The 23,607-nt window shown below is 41.3% G+C and carries 16 protein-coding genes; 7 read left to right on the forward strand and 9 right to left on the reverse strand.

Features of this window, described 5'->3' with window-relative positions:
* Position 1 precedes the first annotated feature (1 nt).
* Positions 2-577 (forward strand): division/outer membrane stress-associated lipid-binding lipoprotein, encoded by a 576-nt coding sequence (gene dolP / locus G3341_RS16425; protein WP_154621957.1) that lies wholly within the window; start codon positions 2-4, stop codon positions 575-577.
* Positions 578-637: 60 nt separating this feature from the next.
* On the opposite strand, the gene mtgA is transcribed toward dolP, so the two are convergent.
* The 3 genes from mtgA to arcB form a co-directional block, all read right to left on the reverse strand.
* Positions 638-1,363 carry a monofunctional biosynthetic peptidoglycan transglycosylase gene (mtgA, locus tag G3341_RS16430; protein ID WP_163862991.1) on the reverse strand — a complete coding sequence of 242 codons (726 nt, stop codon included), beginning with the start codon at positions 1,361-1,363 and terminating at the stop codon, positions 638-640.
* 8 nt (positions 1,364-1,371) lie between these two features.
* A complete protein-coding gene (gene elbB, locus G3341_RS16435; protein WP_154621955.1) occupies positions 1,372-2,022 on the reverse strand; it encodes an isoprenoid biosynthesis glyoxalase ElbB in 651 nt (216 codons plus the stop codon).
* A 233-nt stretch (positions 2,023-2,255) separates the two neighbouring features.
* The gene (gene arcB, locus G3341_RS16440; RefSeq protein WP_163862993.1) at positions 2,256-4,601 is read right to left on the reverse strand and encodes an aerobic respiration two-component sensor histidine kinase ArcB; all 2,346 of its coding nucleotides are present in this window, start codon (positions 4,599-4,601) and stop codon (positions 2,256-2,258) included.
* A 958-nt stretch (positions 4,602-5,559) separates the two neighbouring features.
* Here arcB and gltB point away from each other — a divergent pair.
* Both gltB and G3341_RS16450 read left to right on the forward strand, forming a co-directional pair.
* Positions 5,560-10,023 (forward strand): glutamate synthase large subunit, encoded by a 4,464-nt coding sequence (gltB, locus tag G3341_RS16445; protein ID WP_154621893.1) that lies wholly within the window; start codon positions 5,560-5,562, stop codon positions 10,021-10,023.
* A gap of 10 nt (positions 10,024-10,033) precedes the next feature.
* The gene (locus G3341_RS16450; RefSeq protein ID WP_163862995.1) at positions 10,034-11,449 is read left to right on the forward strand and encodes an FAD-dependent oxidoreductase; all 1,416 of its coding nucleotides are present in this window, start codon (positions 10,034-10,036) and stop codon (positions 11,447-11,449) included.
* 69 nt (positions 11,450-11,518) lie between these two features.
* Here G3341_RS16450 and sspB read toward each other — a convergent pair whose 3' ends face one another.
* The 5 genes from sspB to zapE form a co-directional block, all read right to left on the reverse strand.
* A complete protein-coding gene (sspB, locus tag G3341_RS16455) occupies positions 11,519-12,010 on the reverse strand; it encodes a ClpXP protease specificity-enhancing factor (RefSeq protein WP_195848132.1) in 492 nt (163 codons plus the stop codon).
* Between the two features lie 8 nt (positions 12,011-12,018).
* Complete coding sequence (gene sspA, locus G3341_RS16460) at positions 12,019-12,660, reverse strand: stringent starvation protein SspA (RefSeq protein ID WP_154621896.1); 642 nt, start codon at positions 12,658-12,660, stop codon at positions 12,019-12,021.
* Positions 12,661-13,967: 1,307 nt separating this feature from the next.
* Complete coding sequence (gene rpsI, locus G3341_RS16465) at positions 13,968-14,360, reverse strand: 30S ribosomal protein S9 (RefSeq protein ID WP_004258235.1); 393 nt, start codon at positions 14,358-14,360, stop codon at positions 13,968-13,970.
* Positions 14,361-14,375: 15 nt separating this feature from the next.
* A complete protein-coding gene (gene rplM / locus G3341_RS16470) occupies positions 14,376-14,804 on the reverse strand; it encodes a 50S ribosomal protein L13 (protein WP_004925433.1) in 429 nt (142 codons plus the stop codon).
* Positions 14,805-15,072: 268 nt separating this feature from the next.
* Complete coding sequence (gene zapE / locus G3341_RS16475) at positions 15,073-16,206, reverse strand: cell division protein ZapE (protein ID WP_163862997.1); 1,134 nt, start codon at positions 16,204-16,206, stop codon at positions 15,073-15,075.
* A 345-nt stretch (positions 16,207-16,551) separates the two neighbouring features.
* On the opposite strand from zapE, the gene zapG reads away from it, so the two are divergent.
* The 4 genes from zapG to G3341_RS16495 all read left to right on the forward strand — a co-directional run bounded on the left by zapG (position 16,552) and on the right by G3341_RS16495 (position 21,554).
* On the forward strand, positions 16,552-16,956 hold the full coding sequence (gene zapG, locus G3341_RS16480; protein WP_154622910.1) for a Z-ring associated protein ZapG: 405 nt from the start codon (positions 16,552-16,554) through the stop codon (positions 16,954-16,956).
* A gap of 458 nt (positions 16,957-17,414) precedes the next feature.
* Positions 17,415-18,809, forward strand: coding sequence for a Do family serine endopeptidase (locus tag G3341_RS16485; protein ID WP_167520937.1), 1,395 nt, complete (start codon positions 17,415-17,417; stop codon positions 18,807-18,809).
* A gap of 121 nt (positions 18,810-18,930) precedes the next feature.
* A complete protein-coding gene (gene degS / locus G3341_RS16490) occupies positions 18,931-19,995 on the forward strand; it encodes an outer membrane-stress sensor serine endopeptidase DegS (protein WP_154622912.1) in 1,065 nt (354 codons plus the stop codon).
* Positions 19,996-20,840: 845 nt separating this feature from the next.
* A complete protein-coding gene (locus G3341_RS16495) occupies positions 20,841-21,554 on the forward strand; it encodes a hypothetical protein (RefSeq protein ID WP_154624910.1) in 714 nt (237 codons plus the stop codon).
* A 705-nt stretch (positions 21,555-22,259) separates the two neighbouring features.
* Here G3341_RS16495 and murA read toward each other — a convergent pair.
* Entirely contained in the window at positions 22,260-23,522 is a 1,263-nt protein-coding gene (murA, locus tag G3341_RS16500) for a UDP-N-acetylglucosamine 1-carboxyvinyltransferase (RefSeq protein ID WP_154624909.1), read from the reverse strand.
* Between the last annotated feature and the right edge of the window lie 85 nt (positions 23,523-23,607).

Raw genomic sequence — 23,607 nt, forward strand, 5'->3', positions numbered from 1 at the left:
AATGCGATTACTCCCAATAGTAGCCATTATTCTTAGTATGACAATGCTACAAGGCTGTATCGGCGCTGCCGTTGTCGGTTCTGCAGCAGTTGCGACAAAAAGCGCAACTGACCCACGTTCTGTCGGCCAACAAGTTGATGATGGTACGTTAGAAGCGCGCGTCAGCGGCCAATTGAATAAAGATAAAGACATAACAGGCAAAGCTCGCATTATTGCGACCGCTTATAAAGGAAATGTTTTGCTGACAGGTCAAAGCCCTGATTTATCTTGGGCTGAGCGAGCAAAACAAATAGCAGCAAATGTTGAAGGAACTAACGCTGTCTATAATGAAGTTCGTCAAGGTGAACCTGTTGATTTAGGCACCGCGTCAAAAGATACTTGGCTGACAACGAAAGTGAAATCAAAGATCCTCACCAGTGATGCTGTGAAGTCATCCAGCGTGAAAGTGATTACTGAAAATGGTGAAGTCTTCTTATTGGGTATTTTAACCAAACAAGAAGGGGATGCTGCGGCAAAAATCGCCAGTGAAACAGAAGGTGTTCGTCGTGTCACGACCGCTTTCACCTATCTCAATTAATCATAAACAATAATATATTGTTATAAAAAGAAAAGTCATGAATGAAAATTCATGACTTTTTTATTCGTCAGGACCGATGGTATTATTTTTCAGATAATTCCTACCCCCAAGAAGGTACATCTGATTCAAGATCCAAGCCTGTCTCTTTAACACATATGAAGAGGGTGATTTCACCTTAAACCTGTGAGGATTCGGCAAAACAGCCACTAATAGTGCAGCTTCTTCCATAGTTAGTTGATTTGCTGACTTTTTAAAGAATTTTTTTGATGCCTCTTCAACCCCAAAAACCCCCTCATCAAACTCAACTATGTTTAAATAAACAGTCAATATTCTTGTTTTTGACCACATAAGCTCCATAACAGGAGTCATCAATGTTTCAAGGCCTTTTCTTATCCAGCTTCTTCCATCCCATAACCACAAGTTTTTTACTGTCTGTTGAGAGATAGTTGAAGCCCCTCGAATTGTGCTTTTTTTACTCATATTATGCTTATAAGCCTTCTCTATAGCTTCAAGATCAAAACCCCAGTGATGAGGAAAATTTTGATCTTCTGCTGCTATAACAGCCAAATATAAGTAAGGAGAAATGTGATTTTCATCAACCCATTCCGAACGAGAAACATAAGAAAAATTTAAGTTTACCCATGCGGATAATTGCCTTTCTACCATGACAGCAGAAAATGGCACTGGCACGAATTTAAACGCAATCACAGTCAAAAACCAAACCGCGACTAGCGAAAGCAAAACTTTCCGTAACCAGCGCCATAATCGAGAAATTATCATGCTCATCGAGTCAATTATGCCATTTCTAATACTTTCTCAACGAGCTTATTAATACCGACTTCAGCCTCGGAGATTGATTGAGCCAGCATATAAGCGGGAGTCGTAACAACTTTATTAGCATGATCGACTACAATATTATCCACTGTGCAGGTAATGTGTTTACCCCCCATCTTTTCGATCTGAGCAATCGTTTCCTTATCATTACCAATTGTTAATTCAACTGAAGTATTGAGGAGCTTAGGAAGCATGACCGGTGCTATGCACATCAGACCTAGAGGCTTTTTCTGCTGGTACATTTGTTGGACTAAACTTAATAGTTCTTTATTAATTTCACAGTCACTTCCTTTAACCGCAAAATCACATAAATTCTTTGCCGCACCAAAACCACCAGGAATTATGAGGGCATCCAGCTTATTTGCGTCAGCAGAGGATAAAGGCGCTATTTTCCCACGAGAAATACGTGCAGCTTCCTCCATTTGATTACGATTATCCTTTTTCAATTCACCAGTAATGTGATTTATTACAGTAGGTTGAGATTCATTTGGTGCAAAAAAATGAACTTCAGCATTTTTTTTACTCAAAGCAAGCATAGTTAACACTGACTCATGAATCTCGCTTCCATCAAAAACACCGCATCCACTTAAAATAACCGCAATTGATTTCATATCTTGCTCCATTTGTAGTAAATTATCACTGAACCGCGAAAAGGGAATAAACATCAATCTTCATCACAGATTTTAATGAATCTTGTAACAAAATCGCTAATATTTGGTATCTTGGTATTATTCCCTTGAGCAGTAATCAAATTTTAAAGGTCTGCCCAAAAAGAAAACCATAGGTAGATCAACGATTTCCCTGGTGTTGGCGCAGTATTCGCGCACCCCAACTTCGGTTGGGGTTATTTTTTTGTACGTCTATCAACGTAGTTTCTTAAAGTTTCTATATCCGACTTCCAATCTTGCTTTAATTCATCAACCCACTCTTGTACATTATCCCACCAAGCAGGAAGTTCAGGTGATTGGATCTGCTGGGCGATGTTTTGTAGGTTCTTCAACCCGACAGAACCGGCTGCCCCTTTAATTTTATGCGCCTCTTCAACGATACCTTTCTGATCTTTAGCCACCATATTGGAATCTAAAATAGCCAAATATCCCGGTATCATTTTTTCAAAGACTTCAAGGCCATCGTAAATGACCTTCGGACCGATCAACGACAAGTATTGTTCTAGCATTTCGCAATCGAGTACTGACTCATCGGTATCGCTAGAAACGCTTTGTACGCCATCCTGAGGCGTTTCGTTGGTATTCTCACCCCAGTATTGCTCTATGACCTGTTTAAGGGCGGATACCGCTAGTGGTTTACTTAAAACGCCATCCATTCCTGCGTCGAAATACTCTTTCTTATCTTTTAGAACATTTGCAGTCAGTGCAATGAGCGGAGGAAGTTCGTCTTTGCGATAACGCTGGTTTAATTGTTGTGCGATATCAATTCCAGTCATATCAGGGAGCTGAATATCCAGCAACACTAAATCGTATTCACCAGGGGTAAACATCGCTAACGCCTCTTTGCCATTCATTGCGACATCAACGGTGTTACCCAATTTTTCTAGCACAGAGCACGCCACAACCACATTGAGTTCAATATCTTCCACCAGCAAAATATGCAAGGCTGGTAATGGATAGTCATCATCACTTTCTTGAGAATCGATAACTTCTTCTTCAACAACAGGGGCAACGATCGAAAGCGTAAAGGTTGAACCTTTGCCTATTTCACTTTCAACCTGAATATCTCCCCCCATGTTTTGGGCTAAACGACGCGATACCGATAAACCGATGCCAGTTCCTGTTGCAGGTTTACCACCAGCGCTATCGGTCACTTGATAATACATCGCAAAAATTTTATCGAGTTCGTCTTTCGGAATACCAATACCACTGTCTTGCACACTGAAAAACAGTTTGTCTTCTCCTTCTCGCCAGATGCTTAATTTAACCTCACCTTGCTGCGTGAATTTGACGGCGTTGCCAATTAAATTCCATAGAATTTGACGAAGTCGTGTGCCATCTGTCAGCACTGTCTCTGGTAGGCCTGTCGCAACATCCATCACAAATCTCAAGCCTTTCGGTTGCACTAACAAGCCACTAAGGTTTTCTAAATCATTAACAAATTGCGGTAATACGACAGGCTGGTTATCCAGTTGTACCTTACGACGCTCAATTTTATCCATTTCAATCACATCATTGAAAATATTCCCCAATGTGACTGCACTGACATGAATCGTTTTTAGGTAATTCATTTGTTCAGCTGTTAGGTCGGTATCTAATAGAATACGACTCAGCCCAACAATACCATTAAGTGGTGTACGTAATTCATGGCTGATTGTAGAAATAAACGTTGTTTTATCCCTACTTGCGTTCTCTAAAGCCTCTTGATAACGCTTACGTTCCGTAATATCTCGACCAAAGCCCATCAAACCGTGTCGTTTACCCACTCTGTCATAGAAAGGAACTTTACGTAGCTCGAAACACGCTTTTCTACCATCAGGATAAACAAGCCATTGTTCATAGGTAAGCGAGACATTGTGACGAAAAACCTTTTCATCGGTTTCCATAACTTTTGAGGCGATTTCAATATCATAGATATCCATCGGCGTTAAACCAACGAGGTGTTTTTCACTCTTACCTGTGAGTAACTCCATGGCTCGGTTACACCCTGAAAACTCGTTATTCTCATTGCGGTAATAAACCAAGTCAGGTGAGGCATCAAGGAATGAGCGTAACAGCACAGATTGTTGTTCAAGCTCAATTTGAGTTTGCTCGCGATGCTTCATTTCTTGTTTTAATTGCTCAAGCAACTCAAGGTGGGCTCTTTCTGCCCTTTCACGCTCAATAATTTCCTGATTTAGCTGCTCAATATTGCCTTGTAATTGACTATTTAGTTCTGCATCACGCTTACGCATCACCTCCAACTTATCAACCATGCGAGAGAGGCGTTGTCGTGACTCTTCCAGCTGTTCAACAACAACAGATAAAAAATAAACAGCCAGAGGCGTAATAATTAAGCCAAAGAAAATAGAACCGACGAGATCGAGACTATCGACCTGCCCACGTAACACAATAGTTACTGCCATTTGCATTATCATCGCCAGAACGACTAACGCAGATGCAAGCAGGAGAGAAAACCTAACTAGCCCTAGCTTCATCATGAGATCGACATAATATTGCGCAAGACCGCGAAGTACTTTCATAACCACCCCTTAATATGATACTCACTGAATCATATATCAAATGAGGCACATTCGATTCATTGTTGGTAAAAAATGTCGATCCGGCTCATTAATCTTAAGTGTTTTTATCGACACGATATTTCACCGTACTCGGTGAAATCTTTATGGTCATCGCTTTATTATTACCAAATAAAATAATGTAATATTTAATATAATCAAGCCAAAATAGCACCAAAAATGAAAAATAAACTTTATTTTTCAAAATCATAAGTATTTATGATGATTTCCCGTTATCTTATTAATTTTATAAAACGACAAAAAACAGAGCAAAAAACCAGATAAATTTAAAAATTAAAAATATATCATTACCTAATAAGTAAAACCCGATAGAGTTGCGACCAAAAAGCACACTTATTAGTGATGTATATCACAGCATTTACAAAAACAAGACCTGTGTCACAAAAGCATTTTTGGTAACTTTTTTCTTCTTAATCAATTAAATAACATTATTTTATATCGCAAATAATGTTATTTACGCGCTATTTGACCTAGAAAAAGAATCTCGCTAATTTAAAACCTTACCGTGTCCGCCCTCTCATCTGATGACGTATACATAACGATTACCCTCATACACTGTTTATTTTTATTAATAATGAAAACAGCGAATTACTGACGCTGTCATTTGGTGTGCGCAGAAGATTAGCCACTAAAAATAATGAATAAATAATAAATGAGTAAATTAAAAACAATGAGTTCGTTCTGCTTATAGAAACTAACCATTTGAATTTATTAGATTTGTAATGAATGAGCAAAGAAGTACGCTAAAACAGTTGTAGTTATGGTCTTTACAGGACTCTTCCTCCCTGTATTTCACACTACAACTCGGCGATAGGAGAATGAATCCTTAGACACAGTTCAAGCTGACTAGGGAGCAAAACGCAGGTAACAACGTTGTAGTACGAAAGACGACGGAGAATCTATGCTGTACGATAAAAGATTAGAAAAAGACAATTGTGGCTTCGGCCTTATCGCTCATATTGAAGGTGAGCCTAGCCATAAAATCGTCAGAACAGCAATCCACGCACTTGCAAGAATGCAGCATCGTGGAGCGATCCTTGCCGACGGTAAAACGGGCGATGGATGTGGATTGCTATTGCAAAAACCCGACCGTTTTTTTCATTTAGTTGCACAGGATCAGGGTTGGCGCTTAGCACGCAATTATGCTGTTGGTATGATCTTTTTAAGTCAAGATGACGCGATTGCCGCTGACTGCCGGCGTATTGTTGAAGAAGAGATCTTAGATGAAACTCTAGCGATTGTTGGCTGGCGTGAAGTACCTATTAACCGTGAAATTCTCGGTAGTATTGCCCTCGCAAGTCTCCCTAAGATTGAACAACTCTTTATCAATGCGCCCGCAGGCTGGCGCCCTCGAGATCTCGAAAGACGTTTATTCATCGCCCGTCGTCGTATCGAAAAACGTATTACCGATAGTGATTTTTACATCTGTAGCCTCTCTAACCTTGTGACGGTTTATAAAGGGCTATGTATGGCCACCGATTTACCGCGCTTTTTCCCTGATCTTGCTGATTTACGCATGGAATCCGCTATTTGCCTGTTCCATCAGCGTTTTTCAACCAATACGATACCACGCTGGCCATTAGCGCAACCATTCCGCTTTTTGGCTCATAATGGTGAAATAAATACGATCACGGGTAACCGCCAGTGGGCTAGAGCACGTTCATATAAATTTCGAACTCCCCTTATCCCTGATTTGCAGTCAGCGGCACCTTTTGTTAATGAAACAGGATCCGATTCTAGCTCCCTAGATAATATGCTGGAGTTGTTACTTAATGGCGGGATGGATTTGATTCGGGCGATTCGTTTACTAGTACCTCCGGCTTGGCAAAATAATCCTGATATGGATGAAGACCTCAAAGCCTTCTTTGATTTTAACTCCATGCATATGGAACCTTGGGATGGCCCAGCAGGGCTCGTCATGTCCGATGGTCGCTACGCTGCCTGTAATCTTGATAGAAATGGCTTACGTCCAGCACGCTACGTTATTACTAAAGATAAATTGATCACCTGTGCATCGGAAGTCGGTATTTGGGATTACCAACCCGATGAAGTCGTTGAAAAAGGGCGTGTTGGCCCCGGTGAATTAATGCTTATCGATACTCAAGAAGGCCGCATCTTACAGAGTGCAGAGACCGATAACGACTTAAAAAGCCGCCACCCCTATAAGCAATGGCTTGAAAAAAATGTGATTCGCTTAATTCCTTTTGAAGCGATGGAGCAACAACAAGATACCGTTGGTCAGCGCTCAATGGATAATCAAACGCTGGCAACCTATCAAAAGCAATTTGCCTATACGAGCGAAGAATTAGAACAAGTTATTCGTGTGCTTGGTGAAAATGGTCAAGAAGCGACGGGTTCAATGGGGGATGATACTCCATTTGCGGTATTGTCACAGCGACCACGTATTCTCTATGACTATTTCCGTCAAATGTTTGCACAGGTCACAAACCCACCGATTGATCCGCTGAGGGAAGCTCACGTCATGTCACTCGCCACCTGTATTGGGCGAGAAATGAATGTATTTTGCGAAGCTGAAGGGCAGGCTCATCGATTGAGTTTCAAGTCCCCTATTTTGCTCTACTCTGATTTCCAACAGTTATGTCAACAAGATAGCCGCTATTATCAAACACAGACTATCGACATGACTTACGCATCGTCAACCCACTCATTAAAACAAGCTATTGAAAATCTTTGCCAAGAAGCCCAACAAAAAGTTCTCGACGGTGCTGTTTTACTCGTACTTTCTGATCGAAATATTTCTCCGGAGCGCCTCCCTATTCCTGCCGCGATGGCTGTCGGTGCGGTCCAACGCTGCTTAGTCGAAAATAATTTACGATGTGATGCTAACTTAATCATTGAAACAGCAAGTGCCAGAGATCCACATCACTTTGCCGTTTTGTTAGGTTTTGGCGCGACAGCGATTTATCCTTATTTAGCCTACGAGTCGCTGGCTGCTATGTCTGAAAGCCAACTTTTTGATAAACCACTTGGCAAAGTGTTATTGAATTATCGTAACGGCATCAATAAAGGGTTATATAAAATTATGTCGAAAATGGGTATTTCGACAATCGCCTCATACCGTTGCGCGAAATTATTTGAAGCTGTGGGCTTACATGAAGAAGTGACTCAACTGTGTTTCGAGGGTGTCGTTAGCCGCGTCAGCGGGGCTAATTTTAGTGACTTTGAGTTAGATCTATTTAATTTATCTCGTAAAGCATGGTTACCCCGTCTACCGATAGAACAAGGTGGCTTGCTCAAATATATGCATAATGGGGAATATCATGCCTACAACCCAGATGTTGTCAAAACCCTGCAAAATGCAGTGCACAGCGGCAATTATGATGATTACCAAAAATATGCTCAGCTCGTGAATAATCGCCCTACGGCGACGTTTCGTGATTTGTTAGCATTAAAATTGACAAATAAAGCCATTTCCTTAGCCGATGTTGAACCTGAAGAAGCACTATTTTCTCGCTTTGATACTGCCGCCATGTCGATCGGTGCATTGAGCCCAGAAGCCCATGAAGCCCTCGCGATTGCGATGAATACATTGGGCGGTTTTTCAAACTCTGGCGAAGGAGGTGAAGATCCTGCGCGTTATGGCACACAAAAACGTTCTCGAATAAAACAAGTTGCCTCAGGGCGTTTCGGTGTAACGCCTGCGTACTTGGTCAATGCTGATGTTATCCAGATCAAGGTCGCTCAAGGGGCTAAGCCGGGTGAAGGCGGCCAGCTCCCCGGAGATAAAGTCACGCCATATATCGCACGTTTACGCTATTCCGTGCCGGGCGTTACACTGATCTCCCCACCACCACATCACGATATTTATTCGATTGAAGATTTGGCACAACTGATTTTTGACCTTAAACAAGTTAACCCACATGCTTTGATTTCCGTTAAATTAGTTTCAGAACCCGGTGTTGGTACTATCGCAACCGGTGTTGCAAAAGCCTATGCCGATTTAATTACCATTGCGGGATATGATGGAGGCACAGGTGCTAGCCCTATTAGCTCAGTGAAGTACGCGGGATGCCCATGGGAATTAGGCCTTGTTGAAACTCAACAAGCACTTGTCGCCAATGGTTTGCGCCATAAAATTCGTTTACAAACGGACGGCGGTCTCAAAACAGGCCTAGACATCATCAAAGCGGCAATACTAGGTGCTGAAAGCTTTGGCTTTGGTACCGGCCCAATGGTTGCCCTTGGGTGCAAATATCTACGCATATGCCATCTCAATAACTGTGCAACGGGTGTTGCAACACAAGATGAAACATTAAGACAACATCATTACCATGGTTTACCAGAACGTGTTATCAACTACTTTCGATTTATTGCCAGAGAAACGCGTGAACTGATGGCGGCATTAGGCGTCACTAAACTCACCGACCTCATTGGTCGTACCGATTTACTCGAGATTATTGAAGGAACGACCGCTAAACAAAACCGCATTAATCTGCAAAGTTTGTTAGAAACGAGCGAACCGCAGCCAGAGAAAGCCGTTTTTTGTACAGAAACTAATCCTCCATTTGATGAAGGCTTACTGAATCAACGCATTTTACAAGATGCAGAACCTTATTTGGCTCAGAAGCAATCGAAAACCTTTTTCTATGACATCATGAATACCGACCGTTCAATTGGTGCCGCCTTGTCTGGTGAAATTGCTCGTCGCTTCGGTGATCAAGGCTTCGCAGCCACACCATTACAGCTCTATTTTACAGGAACGGCTGGGCAAAGCTTTGGTGTCTGGAATGCAGGTGGAGTGGAATTAATTTTAACGGGTGATGCCAATGACTATGTTGGTAAAGGGATGACAGGAGGGGTTATCGCTATCCGTCCACCAGTGGGCTCTTCATTTGCCACCCATAAAACCACTATTGCTGGTAACACCTGTTTATATGGTGCAACAGGCGGTAAACTCTATGCAGCAGGCCTTGCGGGTGAGCGTTTCGCGGTCCGTAACTCAGGCGCAACGGCGATTATTGAGGGAATTGGTGATAATGGCTGCGAATATATGACAGGTGGGATAGTGTGTGTCCTTGGCAGCACGGGGATCAATTTTGGTGCAGGTATGACGGGGGGCTTTGCTTATGTGCTTGATGAAGAATCTCACTTCTCACGCCGGGTCAACAATGAGATGGTGGAACTACTGTCAGTCAATGATTACCCAATTCACGCGGAACATCTGCGTGGATTAATTACTGAACATGTCCGTTTGACGCAATCAGCGCGCGGTGAAGCCATTCTCGCGGATTGGGAAAATTGGGTTTGCCACTTTACTTTGGTCAAACCCAAATCAAGCGATATCAATGCACTCTTAGGCCACCGTAGCCGTTCTGCGGCTGAATTACGCGTCCAAGCACAGTAAGGAGAGAAAAATGAGCCAGAATGTTTATCAATTTATCGACTTACAACGTGTTGATCCGCCTAAAAAAACGTTAAATGTACGTAAAATTGAATTTGTAGAAATCTACGAGCCTTTTAGCGCGATCCAAGCTCAGACACAGGCAGATCGATGCCTTTCATGCGGTAATCCTTACTGTGAATGGAAATGTCCGGTGCATAACTATATCCCCAATTGGCTCAAGCTTGCCAATGAAGGACGTATTATCGAGGCCGCAGAGCTATCTCATCAAACCAATAGTTTGCCTGAGGTTTGTGGTAGAGTGTGCCCTCAAGATCGTTTATGTGAAGGTGCCTGTACCTTAAATGATGACTTTGGCGCTGTCACTATCGGTAATATTGAGCGTTATATTAACGATACCGCCTTTGCAATGGGCTGGCGTCCTGACCTTTCTCATGTTGTCCCTGTGAATAAACGCGTTGCTATTATTGGAGCTGGGCCTGCTGGTCTAGCCTGTGCCGATGTGTTAGCTCGCAATGGCGTACAAGCGACCGTGTACGATCGCCATCCTGAAATTGGCGGGTTACTGACCTTCGGTATTCCGGCTTTCAAACTCGAAAAAGAAATTATGACTCTCCGTCGAGAGATCTTTACCTCAATGGGGATTGAATTCAAACTCAATACCGAGATTGGTAAAGACCTGCCATTAAATCATTTACTTGCTGAATATGACGCCGTATTCATTGGTACAGGAACTTATCAGTCCACCAAAGGACAACTCGCCAATGAGAATGCAAAGGGAGTGTATGATGCTTTACCTTACCTTATTGCCAACACTCGCCAATTAATGGGCTTTGAAAACCCAGCCGATGCACCTTATGTCAACCTTAAAAACAAACAGGTTGTCGTCCTCGGTGGCGGTGATACCGCAATGGATTGTGTGCGTACCGCTATTCGACAAGGCGCGAAAAAGGTGATTTGTGCTTATCGTCGCGATGAAGCAAGTATGCCTGGTTCACCACGAGAAGTGAAAAATGCTCGAGAAGAAGGGGCTGAATTTTTATTCAATTTACAACCGGTGAGTATTGAAGTCGATCAGAAAGGCAATGTGTGTGGAGTCAAAGTAGTCAGAACACAGATGAGTGAGGCTAGAAATGGGCGCGCTCAAGCAGAGGTTATAGAGGGTTCTGAACACTTATTACAAGCGGATACGGTGATCACAGCATTCGGCTTCCGCCCACATGCCATGCCTTGGCTAGCAGAGCATAATGTGCAGCTAGACGCTCAGGGGCGGATCATTGCAAGCAGTGATGAGCTGTTAGCTTACCAAACATCAAACCCCAAAATTTTTGCTGGGGGAGATATTGTTCGCGGTTCTGATTTAGTGGTGACGGCAATTGCTGAAGGGCGCAAAGCGGCAGATGGTATCTTATGCTTTATGGGCGTTTAATCAGCGAACAGATCGCAAAATAAAAACAGAGGGGAAACCCTCTGTTTTTTGATCGATATACTTTACGAATTACTTAATGACTCTGAGTGATGGCCTACCTTTAGGGGGTGGCGTAGGCTCATCATCTGAAGATGACGAGTGATCACTTGTTGGGTCTGATTCATGGACCAACGTGATGTTATCCGCAGGGTTTTCTTCAATCCCTTCAAGATCAGCTGATAACTGTTCTTCATAGGCGGCTTCCGGTTCAAACATCATCCCAGCGCCATTTTCACGGGAGTAGATTGCGATAATCGCGGCCATTGGCACATATACTTGACGAGGTACACCACCAAAGCGCGCACTGAAGCGTACTTCATCATTCGTAATCTCAAAGTTACCTACTGCGCGCGGTGCTATATTCAATACAATTTGCCCATCGCGAGCAAATTCCATTGGCACATTGATATTTGGCACAGTGACATCCACAACCAAATGGGGCGTCATATCATTATCAAGCAGCCACTCGTAATGCGCACGTAATAGATAAGGGCGTCTCGGTGTCATTGGCGCCATTTCCATCATGCCACTTAGCCTCGTGCCGAAAGACGCATTTCGCGTTCTAACTCAGTCAGTGAAGCTAAGAATGCATCACGTTCAAAAACACGTTGCATGTACATTTGCAGATGTTTGCTGCTTGATGGTTTGAGTTCGATACCTAGTACAGGTAAACGCCACAACAGCGGGGCTAAGTAGCAATCAACCAAGCTGAATTCTTCACTCATAAAGAAAGGCATTTCAGCAAAAACAGGTGATACCGCAATCAGCTCTTCTGCTAACTGACGACGTGCGTTATCCGCTTCCTGTGCCGTTCCCTTTTCAATTTTGTACATCAGAGAATACCAGTCTTTTTCAATGCGGTGCATCAGTTGGCGACTTGTACCACGAGCAACTGGATAAACAGGCATGAGAGGAGGATGAGGAAAACGCTCATCTAAGTATTCCATGATAATATGTGGGTCATATAGGGTCAGATCACGGTCAACAAGAGTAGGTACACTCTGATATGGGTTTAGATCGATCAGATCTTGAGGCAGATGACCAGGTTCGACATGCTCAATCTCAACGCTAACCCCTTTTTCAGCCAAAACAATACGAACTTGATGACTAAAAATGTCGGTTGGGCCTGAAAATAATGTCATTACCGAACGTTTGTTAGGAGCGACAGCCATTAAAACCTCCAAGTTGAATAAAAATGAACTAAACTGTAATAAGTTTTTGAATAATTACGAGCCCGCCCATTTTACAATCCCCTGTGCCAAAGCTCTCATTTATCCATATAGAAAGTCAGCACAACCCTCTCGCTGTAGTGCAGCGAGAAATAAGAAAATAAAAAGCAGTCGCATATTCTAGCAGATTTTGTACAACTTAGGGGGACGTAGATGAGAAAATCATAACTAAATGTAGTTTAAAGTAGATAAAAGACAAAAAATTAGAATATCAATTCAATAATACATGTAAAACTAGTTAAAAAACCTTAGAGCTAACTCTAAAAAATGTTTTTTTAAATAAAAAATGTCAGCCTAAAAATCCTCAACTAACGCCTACTCATAAAGAAAAATGCTGGTAAGGTAAGTTATATCTATTTTGTATAGTCGAACATGAAATAAGTAAGATGGCAAATAAAACAACCAACTTAGAGATTCAATATACAAACGTTTCTAAAAGCTTATTTAGGGAAGCTTGGAAGGCGAACACTATTCCACTTTAAAATGGCGTTTAAACTGTCAGTTTCGATTGTTTTTCCCTCAATAGACGAATGATTTGTGGTGCGATTCTGAATTCTCAAGTAATAACCCTATGATGCAACCCGTTCGCATACCCACAAAAATTTTTATCCCCGCTGACGGCTCTGTATTGCGCACTTTCGCTGCATAAACATTAATGAAGATTGAACTGCTTGATTCGCTCGAATAATAGAAATCTCGTCTGACACGAGTTACTTAAACCGGCAGGTAAATCAATGACAAAACCTCTTACACTAGCGCAATCAACTTAATACTATCTCAGCATCAAAAATCCGTTATTAAATGAATAAGTTTTATTTTGATCATTTTTATTGGCCCACCTTACAATACGAAAGCCAACATGAACAATAATATGTCTTAGAAAAGAACGCCTTTACCCATTCGATTTGTCTTGCCACCTAGATACTATTAATTTGCATATCAAAGAAGTTCAGCCTAGGTTATTTCCTGTTTTCCGAACACAACTCATTGAGTACTTGGGTATATTATTCAAATAATAATACACAAATATTATGTGCATTGATTTTCCAATAAAAATTCAATTTGAAGTCTATCACTAATATATTAGATTCAATGATATTTATCTTTTCCAGCACGCGCCATAGCGCGAATTCAGATAAAAGAAACCGCTCGCAGCTCATCAATAAACATCAAGCAATATATTGCGCCCAATAAAAAACCCGCCATAAAGACGGGTTTTTTCATCAATTTTATGCCCAAAGGGCAATAAATTAACGTTTGGAGAACTGTGGACGACGACGTGCTTTACGTAGACCAACTTTCTTACGTTCAACAGAACGCGCATCACGGGTAACGAAACCAGCTTTACGCAGATCAGAACGAAGAGTCTCATCATAAGCCATCAGTGCACGGGTGATACCGTGACGGATTGCGCCTGCCTGACCTGAAATACCGCCACCTTTTACAGTGATGTACAGATCCAGTTTTTCCAACATTTCAACCAACTCTAGCGGCTGACGAACGACCATGCGCGCAGTTTCGCGACCAAAGTACTGTTCCAGTGTACGCTGATTGATTGTGATGTTACCGCTACCTGGCTTAATGAAGACACGAGCGGAAGAGCTTTTGCGGCGACCAGTGCCGTAGTATTGATTTTCAGCCATTGCCTATAATCCCGATTAAATGTCAAGAACTTGCGGTTGTTGTGCCGCGTGGTTGTGCTCGTTACCTGCGTAAACTTTCAGTTTACGGTACATTGCACGACCCAGAGGCCCTTTTGGCAACATGCCTTTAACCGCGATTTCAATCACACGCTCAGGACTGCGAGCAATCATTTCTTCGAAAGTCGCTTGCTTAATTCCACCTACATGGCCAGTGTGGCGATAGTAGATTTTGTCTTCGCGTTTATTGCCGGTAACAGCAATTTTTTCTGCATTCAGAACGATGATGTAATCACCAGTATCCACGTGCGGAGTATATTCCGCTTTATGCTTACCGCGCAGACGGCGAGCCAATTCAGTTGCAAGACGACCTAAAGTTTTGCCATCTGCATCAACAACGTACCAGTCGCGTTTTACGGTCTCTGGTTTAGCTGTAAAAGTTTTCATTAAAACTTACCCAATATTGAAGTTACACGTTGGTGAACACTCATGTTCATAAGCTTTGTGAGGTTCACACGACTCTTGTCCAGCAAACCCACCCCTTCGAGCAGCCTAGCCGGCATTAATGCGATATTTCTTGGGAAATAAAAAACATCGCTGTAACGTGGGGTCGCAAGATTATAGAGAAGTCAGCAATAAAAATCGACCCCAAAAACACTTTTTTTTCTTCTTGTCTATATTAGATGTTTTTTTGTACAAAAACCACCAATGAGACTTAAGCCAAATGTGGCATCTTCAAATACTCTTCACTTTGCATTTCTTGTAAACGAGATAAGCAACGCTGATATTCAAATGTGAGCAAAGTACCTTGATAGAGCGATGCCATAGGCACTTGCGCATTAATGATTAACTTCACTTTTCGTTCATAAAACTCATCCACTAACGCTAAAAAACGCCGCGCCGCACTCTCTTGTTTACCGTCCAAAGCAGGCACATCATACAAAAGTACGGTGTGATAACAATTGGCGAGATAAATATAATCATTTTGACTACGAGGCTCCTCGCACAACGCTTTAAAGCTAATTGCCAGCACCCCTTCTGCGGCGTTTATCGCTTGCATTTTACGATGATTAACTTCCAAGATCGGTTGCTGTTCGCCTTTTTTCCCAGCCAGTTTGTTAAAAACCTCATTGAGATGTTGACGACTTTCATCATTAATCGGCGATAAGAAAAGATGGGCTTGAGTTAATGTTCTTAGTCGATAATCAACCCCAGCATCCACGTTCATAATTTCACAATACTTTTTAATCTGCTCTATCGCGGGTAAAAACCTCGCACGTTGTAAACCGTTGCGATATAGGTCATCTGGGATAATATTGGATGTTGCAATTAGGGTGATGCCTCGAGCAAATAAGCCTTCCAGTAAAGTGCCTAAAATCATTGCATCAGTAATATCAGACACAAAGAACTCATCAAAACACAGGACATCTGTCTGCTTTTTAAATTCATCAGCAATAATATCCAATGGGTTTTCTTGACCTTGTAAAGCCATCAGGTCGTCTTGGACCTTTTTCATAAAGCGATGAAAGTGCAAACGGAGTTTTCTATTTCCTGGCAAGCTTTCATAGAACATATCCATCAGCCAGGTTTTTCCTCGCCCCACGCCACCCCACATGTATAGTCCTTTTACAGGCTCGATCGTTGAGGTGTGTTTTTTGCCCAATAAGCGCCCTAAACGCATTTTTAGGCCTGAAGGCTTCTCATTGTGTTCATTTAAAGAGGATGTCGAGATCAACTGCTGATAAATTTCATTTAGACGCTCTACTGCACGTCTTTGTACGTCATCAGGCTGATAGTTACCTTCAGCAAGAGCCTGTTGATAACGCATAATCGGGGTTATCGGTGACATTAACTGAATAATCCTTGAAAAATTTTCGGTTTTTTTACCGTTATATGGTATACACTGCCCTTATTATAACCAGATTCATTTATTATTTAACGTCTAGTTAACGAATGTTAGAGGAGTAAGGAATTTCGTCTTAGTATTCCACTCTTTAGTGATTAACCGGAATTTACTCGTTATACTTCAAGTTGCAGCGTTATTGACGACATTTATTCAGACTCGTCATAGCATTATCTATACTCTTAGCGACTTATTCACTTGTCGCCTCGCTGCACCTCGAATGATTTAGAGTATAGTAATAGATGGATAAGCTTAATTTCTGCGAACAGTGAAGTAAACGAAGGAGTCAGCATGACCTGGGAGTATGCACTAATTGGACTAGTTATCGGTTTCATTATCGGCGCCTTAGTCGTCCGTTATGGTAACCCAAAACTTCGCCAACAAAAGACAGCACAAGCTGAATTAGACAAGAAAAACACTGAGCTAGAAGAGTACCGTAAGGAGCTCGTCAGCCATTTTGCTCGCAGTGCAGAGTTACTTGATAAAATGGCTCGTGATTATCGTCAGCTATATCAACATATGGCACAAAGCTCCTCAGAGTTAATGCCAGATATGCCCGCTCAAGATAATCCGTTCAATTATCGCTTAACGGAATCAGAAGCTGATAATGATCAGGCGCCAGTAAAAATGCCACCGAGAGATTATTCAGATGGTGCTTCTGGCCTGTTCCGCCCTTTAGATGAAAAAGAAAAGTAATTATTCATATATCATCTAAATGGTTCGTGAATCAGAATGAAGAAAAATAATGAGTCTTGAAGGTGGTTCGACACCTTCAACTGCTCTATCACACGAAATATAGCTAACTTATTCACCAGTAAAATCATTTACTGGTGAATACCACATATCCTTTTTTGTTTGGTTAGCACTGGCGAGTTTACTGCTGCTAACTAGTCAGTTAAATACAACACGACAAAATATCGTCTTATTTAAAGTATTTCTTTTTATTTCAAAACTGTATAGAAGTTCTATTTCATCTACAATCCATGTAAATAGATGTAAAAGAGTGGATATTTGCTACCTGTTGTATGAACTTTTGCGCATAATCCATAGTCATAGCTATCAGTAAAATCAAATCTGATATGAGAAAAATATCGTGATGAGTGCAGCATTGCTGCTACCTGATAAATTTTATTCTTGAGAGAATCTACGGAATGATGAAAAGAAAAAATTTCTTTCTCACTGCGGTCGCAATGAGCCTAGGGTTATCCCTGTCAATTTTACCTTCGATTAGCAGTGCGGCTTTACCTGCAACATTACCAGCCACGGCACAGAGCCAAAATATGCCAAGCTTAGCACCGATGCTTGAAAAAGTGCTCCCTGCTGTCGTCAACATTCATGTTTCTGGTACACGTGTTCAAAACCAACAAATCCCAGAAGAATTAAAATTCTTTTTTGGCCCGAACATCCCTTCACAGCAGCAAAGTGTTAGACCATTTGAAGGGTTAGGTTCTGGTGTAATCATTGATGCTGCGCAGGGTTATATTTTAACCAATAATCACGTGATTGATGGTGCAGATAAAATTCAAATCCAACTTAATGATGGTCGTGAGCTCGATGTTAAGCTGATCGGTAAAGATGCACAGACAGATATCGCATTATTAAAAATCACCAATGCAAAAGACATTAAAAATCTCACTGCCGTTAGCATGGCCGATTCCGATAAATTACGCGTCGGTGACTTTGCCGTTGCCGTAGGTAACCCGTTTGGTCTAGGACAGACTGCAACTTCAGGGATCATTTCAGCACTTGGACGTAGCGGCTTAAATCTTGAAGGTCTAGAAAACTTTATCCAAACAGATGCCTCTATCAACCGTGGTAACTCCGGTGGTGCCTTAGTGAACCTAAATGGTGAACTGATCGGTATTAATACCGCAATTTTAGCACCGGGTGGCGGTAACATTGGTATTGGTTTCGCAATCCCAAGTAATATGGCTAAAAACCTCAGTGAACAACTCATTAAGCACGGCGAGGTGAAACGTGGGATTTTAGGTATTAAAGGTACCGAAATGAATTCGGATATTGCAAAAGCCTTTAATATTGATGCTCAACGTGGTGCATTCGTGAGCGAAGTTCTGCCTAAGTCTTCCGCGGCTAAAGCTGGCATTAAATCAGGTGACGTCTTAGTCTCTGTCGATGGTAAGCGTATTAACAGCTTTGCTGAGCTGAGAGCTAAAATTGGTACCAGCCAGATCGGTAAAGAAATCACGATTGGTCTGATCCGTTCAGGCAAGCCAATGGATGTTAAAGTTGTTTTAGAAAACAATGAAGGCGAAGCGACTAAAGCGGAAAAACTGAGCGAATCATTACTTGGCGCCACACTATCTAACGCAACCGTTAGCAACACTAAAGGTGTACAAGTTGATAATGTCGCACCAAAATCACCTGCTGCCGCGGTTGGCTTAGTTAAAGGTGACTTAATTTTTGGCGTGAACGACGTTCGTGTTGAAAGTATTGAACAGTTCCGTAAAGTGATTGATGCAAAACCGCCAGTACTGGCAATGAAAGTCTTACGTGGTGGTGAGACACTCTATCTGCTCATGAAAAATTAATCACAACACAAAATTGTTGTAAAAGATCAAAACAGGTACAGTACAAACTGCTGTGCCTGTTTTTTTATGTTATGCTCAATCTCCCTGTACTAACATCAACAAGTTGAATACTCGATATCTTATGGTGAAAAAGCTTCTCTGGGCAGCAATGCTAGGTCTAATAACCGCGATGATCCTTATTGTTGCGGTGCCTTCCCTACGCCCTCAAGGGTTAGCTGATTTGCTTTATGGTAAAATAGATAACGAACCTATCAGTTATAATAAAGCCGTCCGGAAAGCCGCACCGGCTGTCGTTTATGTGTATAGCAGCTCTAAAGGGAGTTTTTCTCAATCAGGCCGTGAATTAAAATCACTGGGTTCAGGCGTGATTATGAGCGCCAACGGTTATATCATTACCAATAAACATGTTGTTGATAATCCAGATCAAATTCTAGTTGCCTTACAGGATGGTTCAATCTTTGATGCTCTATTAGTCGGCTCCGATACATTAACGGATTTAGCGGTACTCAAAATAGATGCCGAAAACCTTCCTGTCATTCCTATTAATAAATTGCGTGTCACCCATGTTGGAGATGTCGTCCTTGCCATTGGTAACCCATACAACATAGGGCAAACAGTGACTCAGGGAATTATCAGTGCAACGGGCCGAGTTGGCTTAAGCTCCACCCGACGTCAAAACTTTCTACAAACGGATGCTTCTATTAATTCAGGTAACTCAGGGGGAGCCTTAATTAATACAGAAGGGGAATTAGTCGGTATTAATACCCTCTCCTTCAGTGCGGGCCAAGGGATCAGTTCAGAAGGTTTAAGTTTTGCTATTCCTACCGCCCTAGCGACAAAAATAATGGAAAAATTAATCCGTGATGGCCGTGTGATCCGTGGTTATATTGGGATCACTGCACGTGAACTACCACAGATTAGAACTAACAATAACAATATTGACCAAATCAAAGGGCTACGTGTATTCCAAGTTGCAGCTAACGGCCCTGCGGCGAAATCGGGGATTCTTCAAGGCGACATTATTTTATCGGTAGATAATAAACCCGCCGTTTCCGCCGCAGAAACAATGGATTTAGTCGCAGAAATTCGCCCTGGCAGTAAAGTACCCGTAAAAATTTTACGTGATGGTGAAGTAAAGGATGTGGATGTTATTATTGAAGAAATTCCTGAAGGCCAAGCTGGCTAGCAAAGGGTGCCTTTACGCTAATTCACGCCATAAAACTAGGTTTCAGCCCCGTATAAAATAGGCCGTTACCATTTACGGTTATTTTAACGTTAGTGTGATTACTGGGTGATATATATTTATTGCCTTATTTTTAATTTATCGGTAGATGTCAATTTTCATTATCTCATTACCTATTTTCTCCCTTCAGAAAATGCGTAGTCACTTTTATCTTTAAATAGCCTTTTTCAGTTCAACACACTTTAGCCAATTGACGTATTACGCTTTTCTGCTCGGATAGCCGATCATTAGCCTTATCGCTGAGCCAAAAATGATATCCAATGTGACTCATACAGAGTATTGCCAATATTTCTTTTCCTTTTAAACGCTACGAGTATTAGCGCATGACTAACGTTCTTATATCAGTTTAATAAGACACATTGCTACATGTCTGATTTCACTATTAATCAATGAACTCTAAAATTCGATATTTAATAAACTCTCGTCTAAAAATAAAACAATGCGATTTAAAATAGAAGACTTAAATAGACTAAATAAAAAAAACATTTCCATTTCAAAAAATGAAATAGATAAAAAGCCATGAATAAATTGATTATCAGTTTATAGAGCAAGTTTTATATTCTATTCATGCCAGCAAATAAGGAATATCAACCAAAAATGGTTAATTAATTTATACCCAACCTCTATTTTAGAAAAAAAGAGCATTTAAAAAACCAACCATAAAAAATAATGGTGATTTAATTTTAATTTAATCACTTTCTTGTGCAAGATATTTCTGTCATCTATCTTTAAATTGAAATTTACAGATGCCATGTAAATAAAAAACAAATCTCATTTAAGGAATAATTATGATTAAGAAAATCTCAGCAACCATTATGCTATCATTGCTATTTGCTTCTGGTGCACAAGCGGCTTGTAAAATTGTGAACTCCGGATTGCAAAATAAAACAATATACGCTGGTGAAAAAAATCCCATGATTGTTAGCAATATCCAACAAGCTGGAAAAGTTTTAGCTGACACGCTTGTTACACCACAAGAAATATCTCTGCAAACCCATATTGATTTAGAAAAAGTATTATTTGTTTGTGATGAATCAGATAAAGATAAACTCTATGAGTTAGCCTATAGACCTTATGGTTGGGCTGATAATGCAACACCGGCATACAGTGAAAATAAGATTCAATTTTTTAAAACAAGTGCTGTGGGAGTTTACTTCCAGTTTTTCTTGGGTGAAGGTTCTGAATATGAATTCCTTCCATATAAAACAATGAAAAAAATATCATCTAGCCCATCTGTAACACAACCGAATAAAATCGAAGTAAAATTAAAAGATTTTTCAGGTGTTAGAAACTTACAAATTCGCTCAGATAATATGAATGTCCCTAATGGTGAACAAACAATTGCGGGTGTTTCCCGTGGAATTGTCGCATTTATTGGCCCTGGTATTAATGATAATTTAAATAATTCTAGCGGAGTTATTACTGCATCTCCGGTTGGAGAAAGTTATTTAAATGTCGCTCAATATCCGGCCAAAGTAAAATTAGACCAATGCGCGCAATAAAATAAATGTTCTCCACGAAACGTTAGTGACAATATTCACTAACGTTTTTTATTTTTAATGAAAACATGTTTATATTGATATTAAAACTATTTAATTAAGCGGTTAAAAACAATGAGAGCACTGTTAATATTATCGATACAGTAGCAAATAGCGTGAGCTTAACGAATGATTTACTAAGAAGATATAAAGATTGAATTCCTCTTTCCCATAGGACCCAATGATTCCCCCTAAAAATAGCCAAACAACTGCGATGTTGTTGGCCTCCTTCAATCAAATCATGAAATTTATAGTCAAATGAGAATTCAGCAAAAAATTAATCAAATCTCACGTTATCTATATTAACGCTGTTAATAGCAAAAATAATCGTCTTGGCCTTAGCTTTTATTTTGCAGGACCAAGCTCTCTTTTCTCTTTGTTAATTAACGTCTGCAATTAAAGGTAAAAGGAGGCATATCAAAAGTGATAAATACAGGTTCATTTGAGGGGGAGAAGATGCTCACGGTAAGTGGCGAGCATCAACAAATTAAATATCACAATAATGTGATTAGGAGTCATTACTGGGCATTGAAACGTATGTTCAGCCCCATACTCGGCCTTAAGCGACCAGAATCACCTTTTAAACGAATAAAGGGATTGAAAGTGAAGCAAGCCCTTCGTAAAGGGCAAGCAAAATGTAGACTTTCTTCTGTATTGGCAACAGCACCCTTAATCTTCAGAGTGGATACGCTCAATATTCGCACCTAAGCCACGTAGCTTATCTTCAATGTGCTCATAACCACGGTCAATGTGATAAATACGATCAACTGTCGTCGTGCCTTCTGCGATACAACCCGCAATCACCAAACTTGCAGATGCACGTAAATCCGTTGCCATAACTTGCGCGCTCGTCAGTTTCTCAACACCATGACATAGCACTGTGTTGCTTTCGATTTCAGCATGAGCACCCATACGGATAAGTTCAGGGATATGCATAAAACGATTTTCAAAAATGGTTTCAGTGATCATACCAGCCCCTTCAGCCACTAGGTTTAAAAGGCTAAATTGAGCTTGCATATCTGTCGGAAAACCTGGGTGTGGTGCGGTACGTAACGTCACAGCTTTAGGACGTTTACCTTCCATATCAAGGCTGATCCAATCGTCACCGATTTCAATTTTAGCACCTGCTTCACGCAGTTTTGCCAAAACAGCATCCAGTGTATCTGGACAGGCATTGCGGCAAATCACTTTTCCTCTTGAAACAGCTGCTGCAATAAGGAAAGTGCCGGTTTCGATGCGGTCGGGTAACACACGGTAAGTTCCCCCACCTAACCGTTCAACCCCTTCAATAACAATACGGTCAGTACCCGCACCAGTAATTTTGGCACCTAACGTATTCAAGAAGTTAGCTGTATCCTCAATTTCTGGCTCACGGGCAGCATTTTCGATCGTCGTTGTCCCTTCTGCCAATGTGGCTGCCGTCATAATGGTGACAGTCGCGCCCACACTGACTTTATCCATAACGATGCAAGCGCCTTTTAAACGGCCATCAACGGTCGCTTTTACATAGCCATCTTCTAATACAATGTGTGCGCCAAGTTGCTCTAACCCAGAAATATGTAGGTCAACAGGACGTGCCCCGATAGCACAACCACCTGGCAATGAAACTTCCCCGTGACCAAAACGTGCAACCAACGGCGCAAGAGCCCAAATTGATGCGCGCATAGTTTTAACTAGATCATAGGGAGCACAATATTCTGTAACATGTCTTGCATCAACATAAATGGAACCATTGCGCTCAACTTTGGTTCCTAATTGATTGAGAAGTTTGATAGTCGTATCAATATCTCTAAGTTTAGGGACATTTTGTATTTCTACTGGCTCTTCGGCTAGTAGCGCAGCGAACAGAATTGGTAGTGCAGCATTTTTGGCACCGGAGATTGTCACCTCACCCTCTAAACGAGTGGGCCCTTTAACTAAAAATTTATCCATTCGGTTACTCTCGTATTCATATTCATCCTATTTCGGATTGCAAATGTCTTCAGAAAAGTAGGACTATCGCGTTCCTTACGCCTAG

Source organism: Providencia vermicola (assembly GCF_010748935.1).
GTDB lineage: Bacteria > Pseudomonadota > Gammaproteobacteria > Enterobacterales > Enterobacteriaceae > Providencia > Providencia zhejiangensis.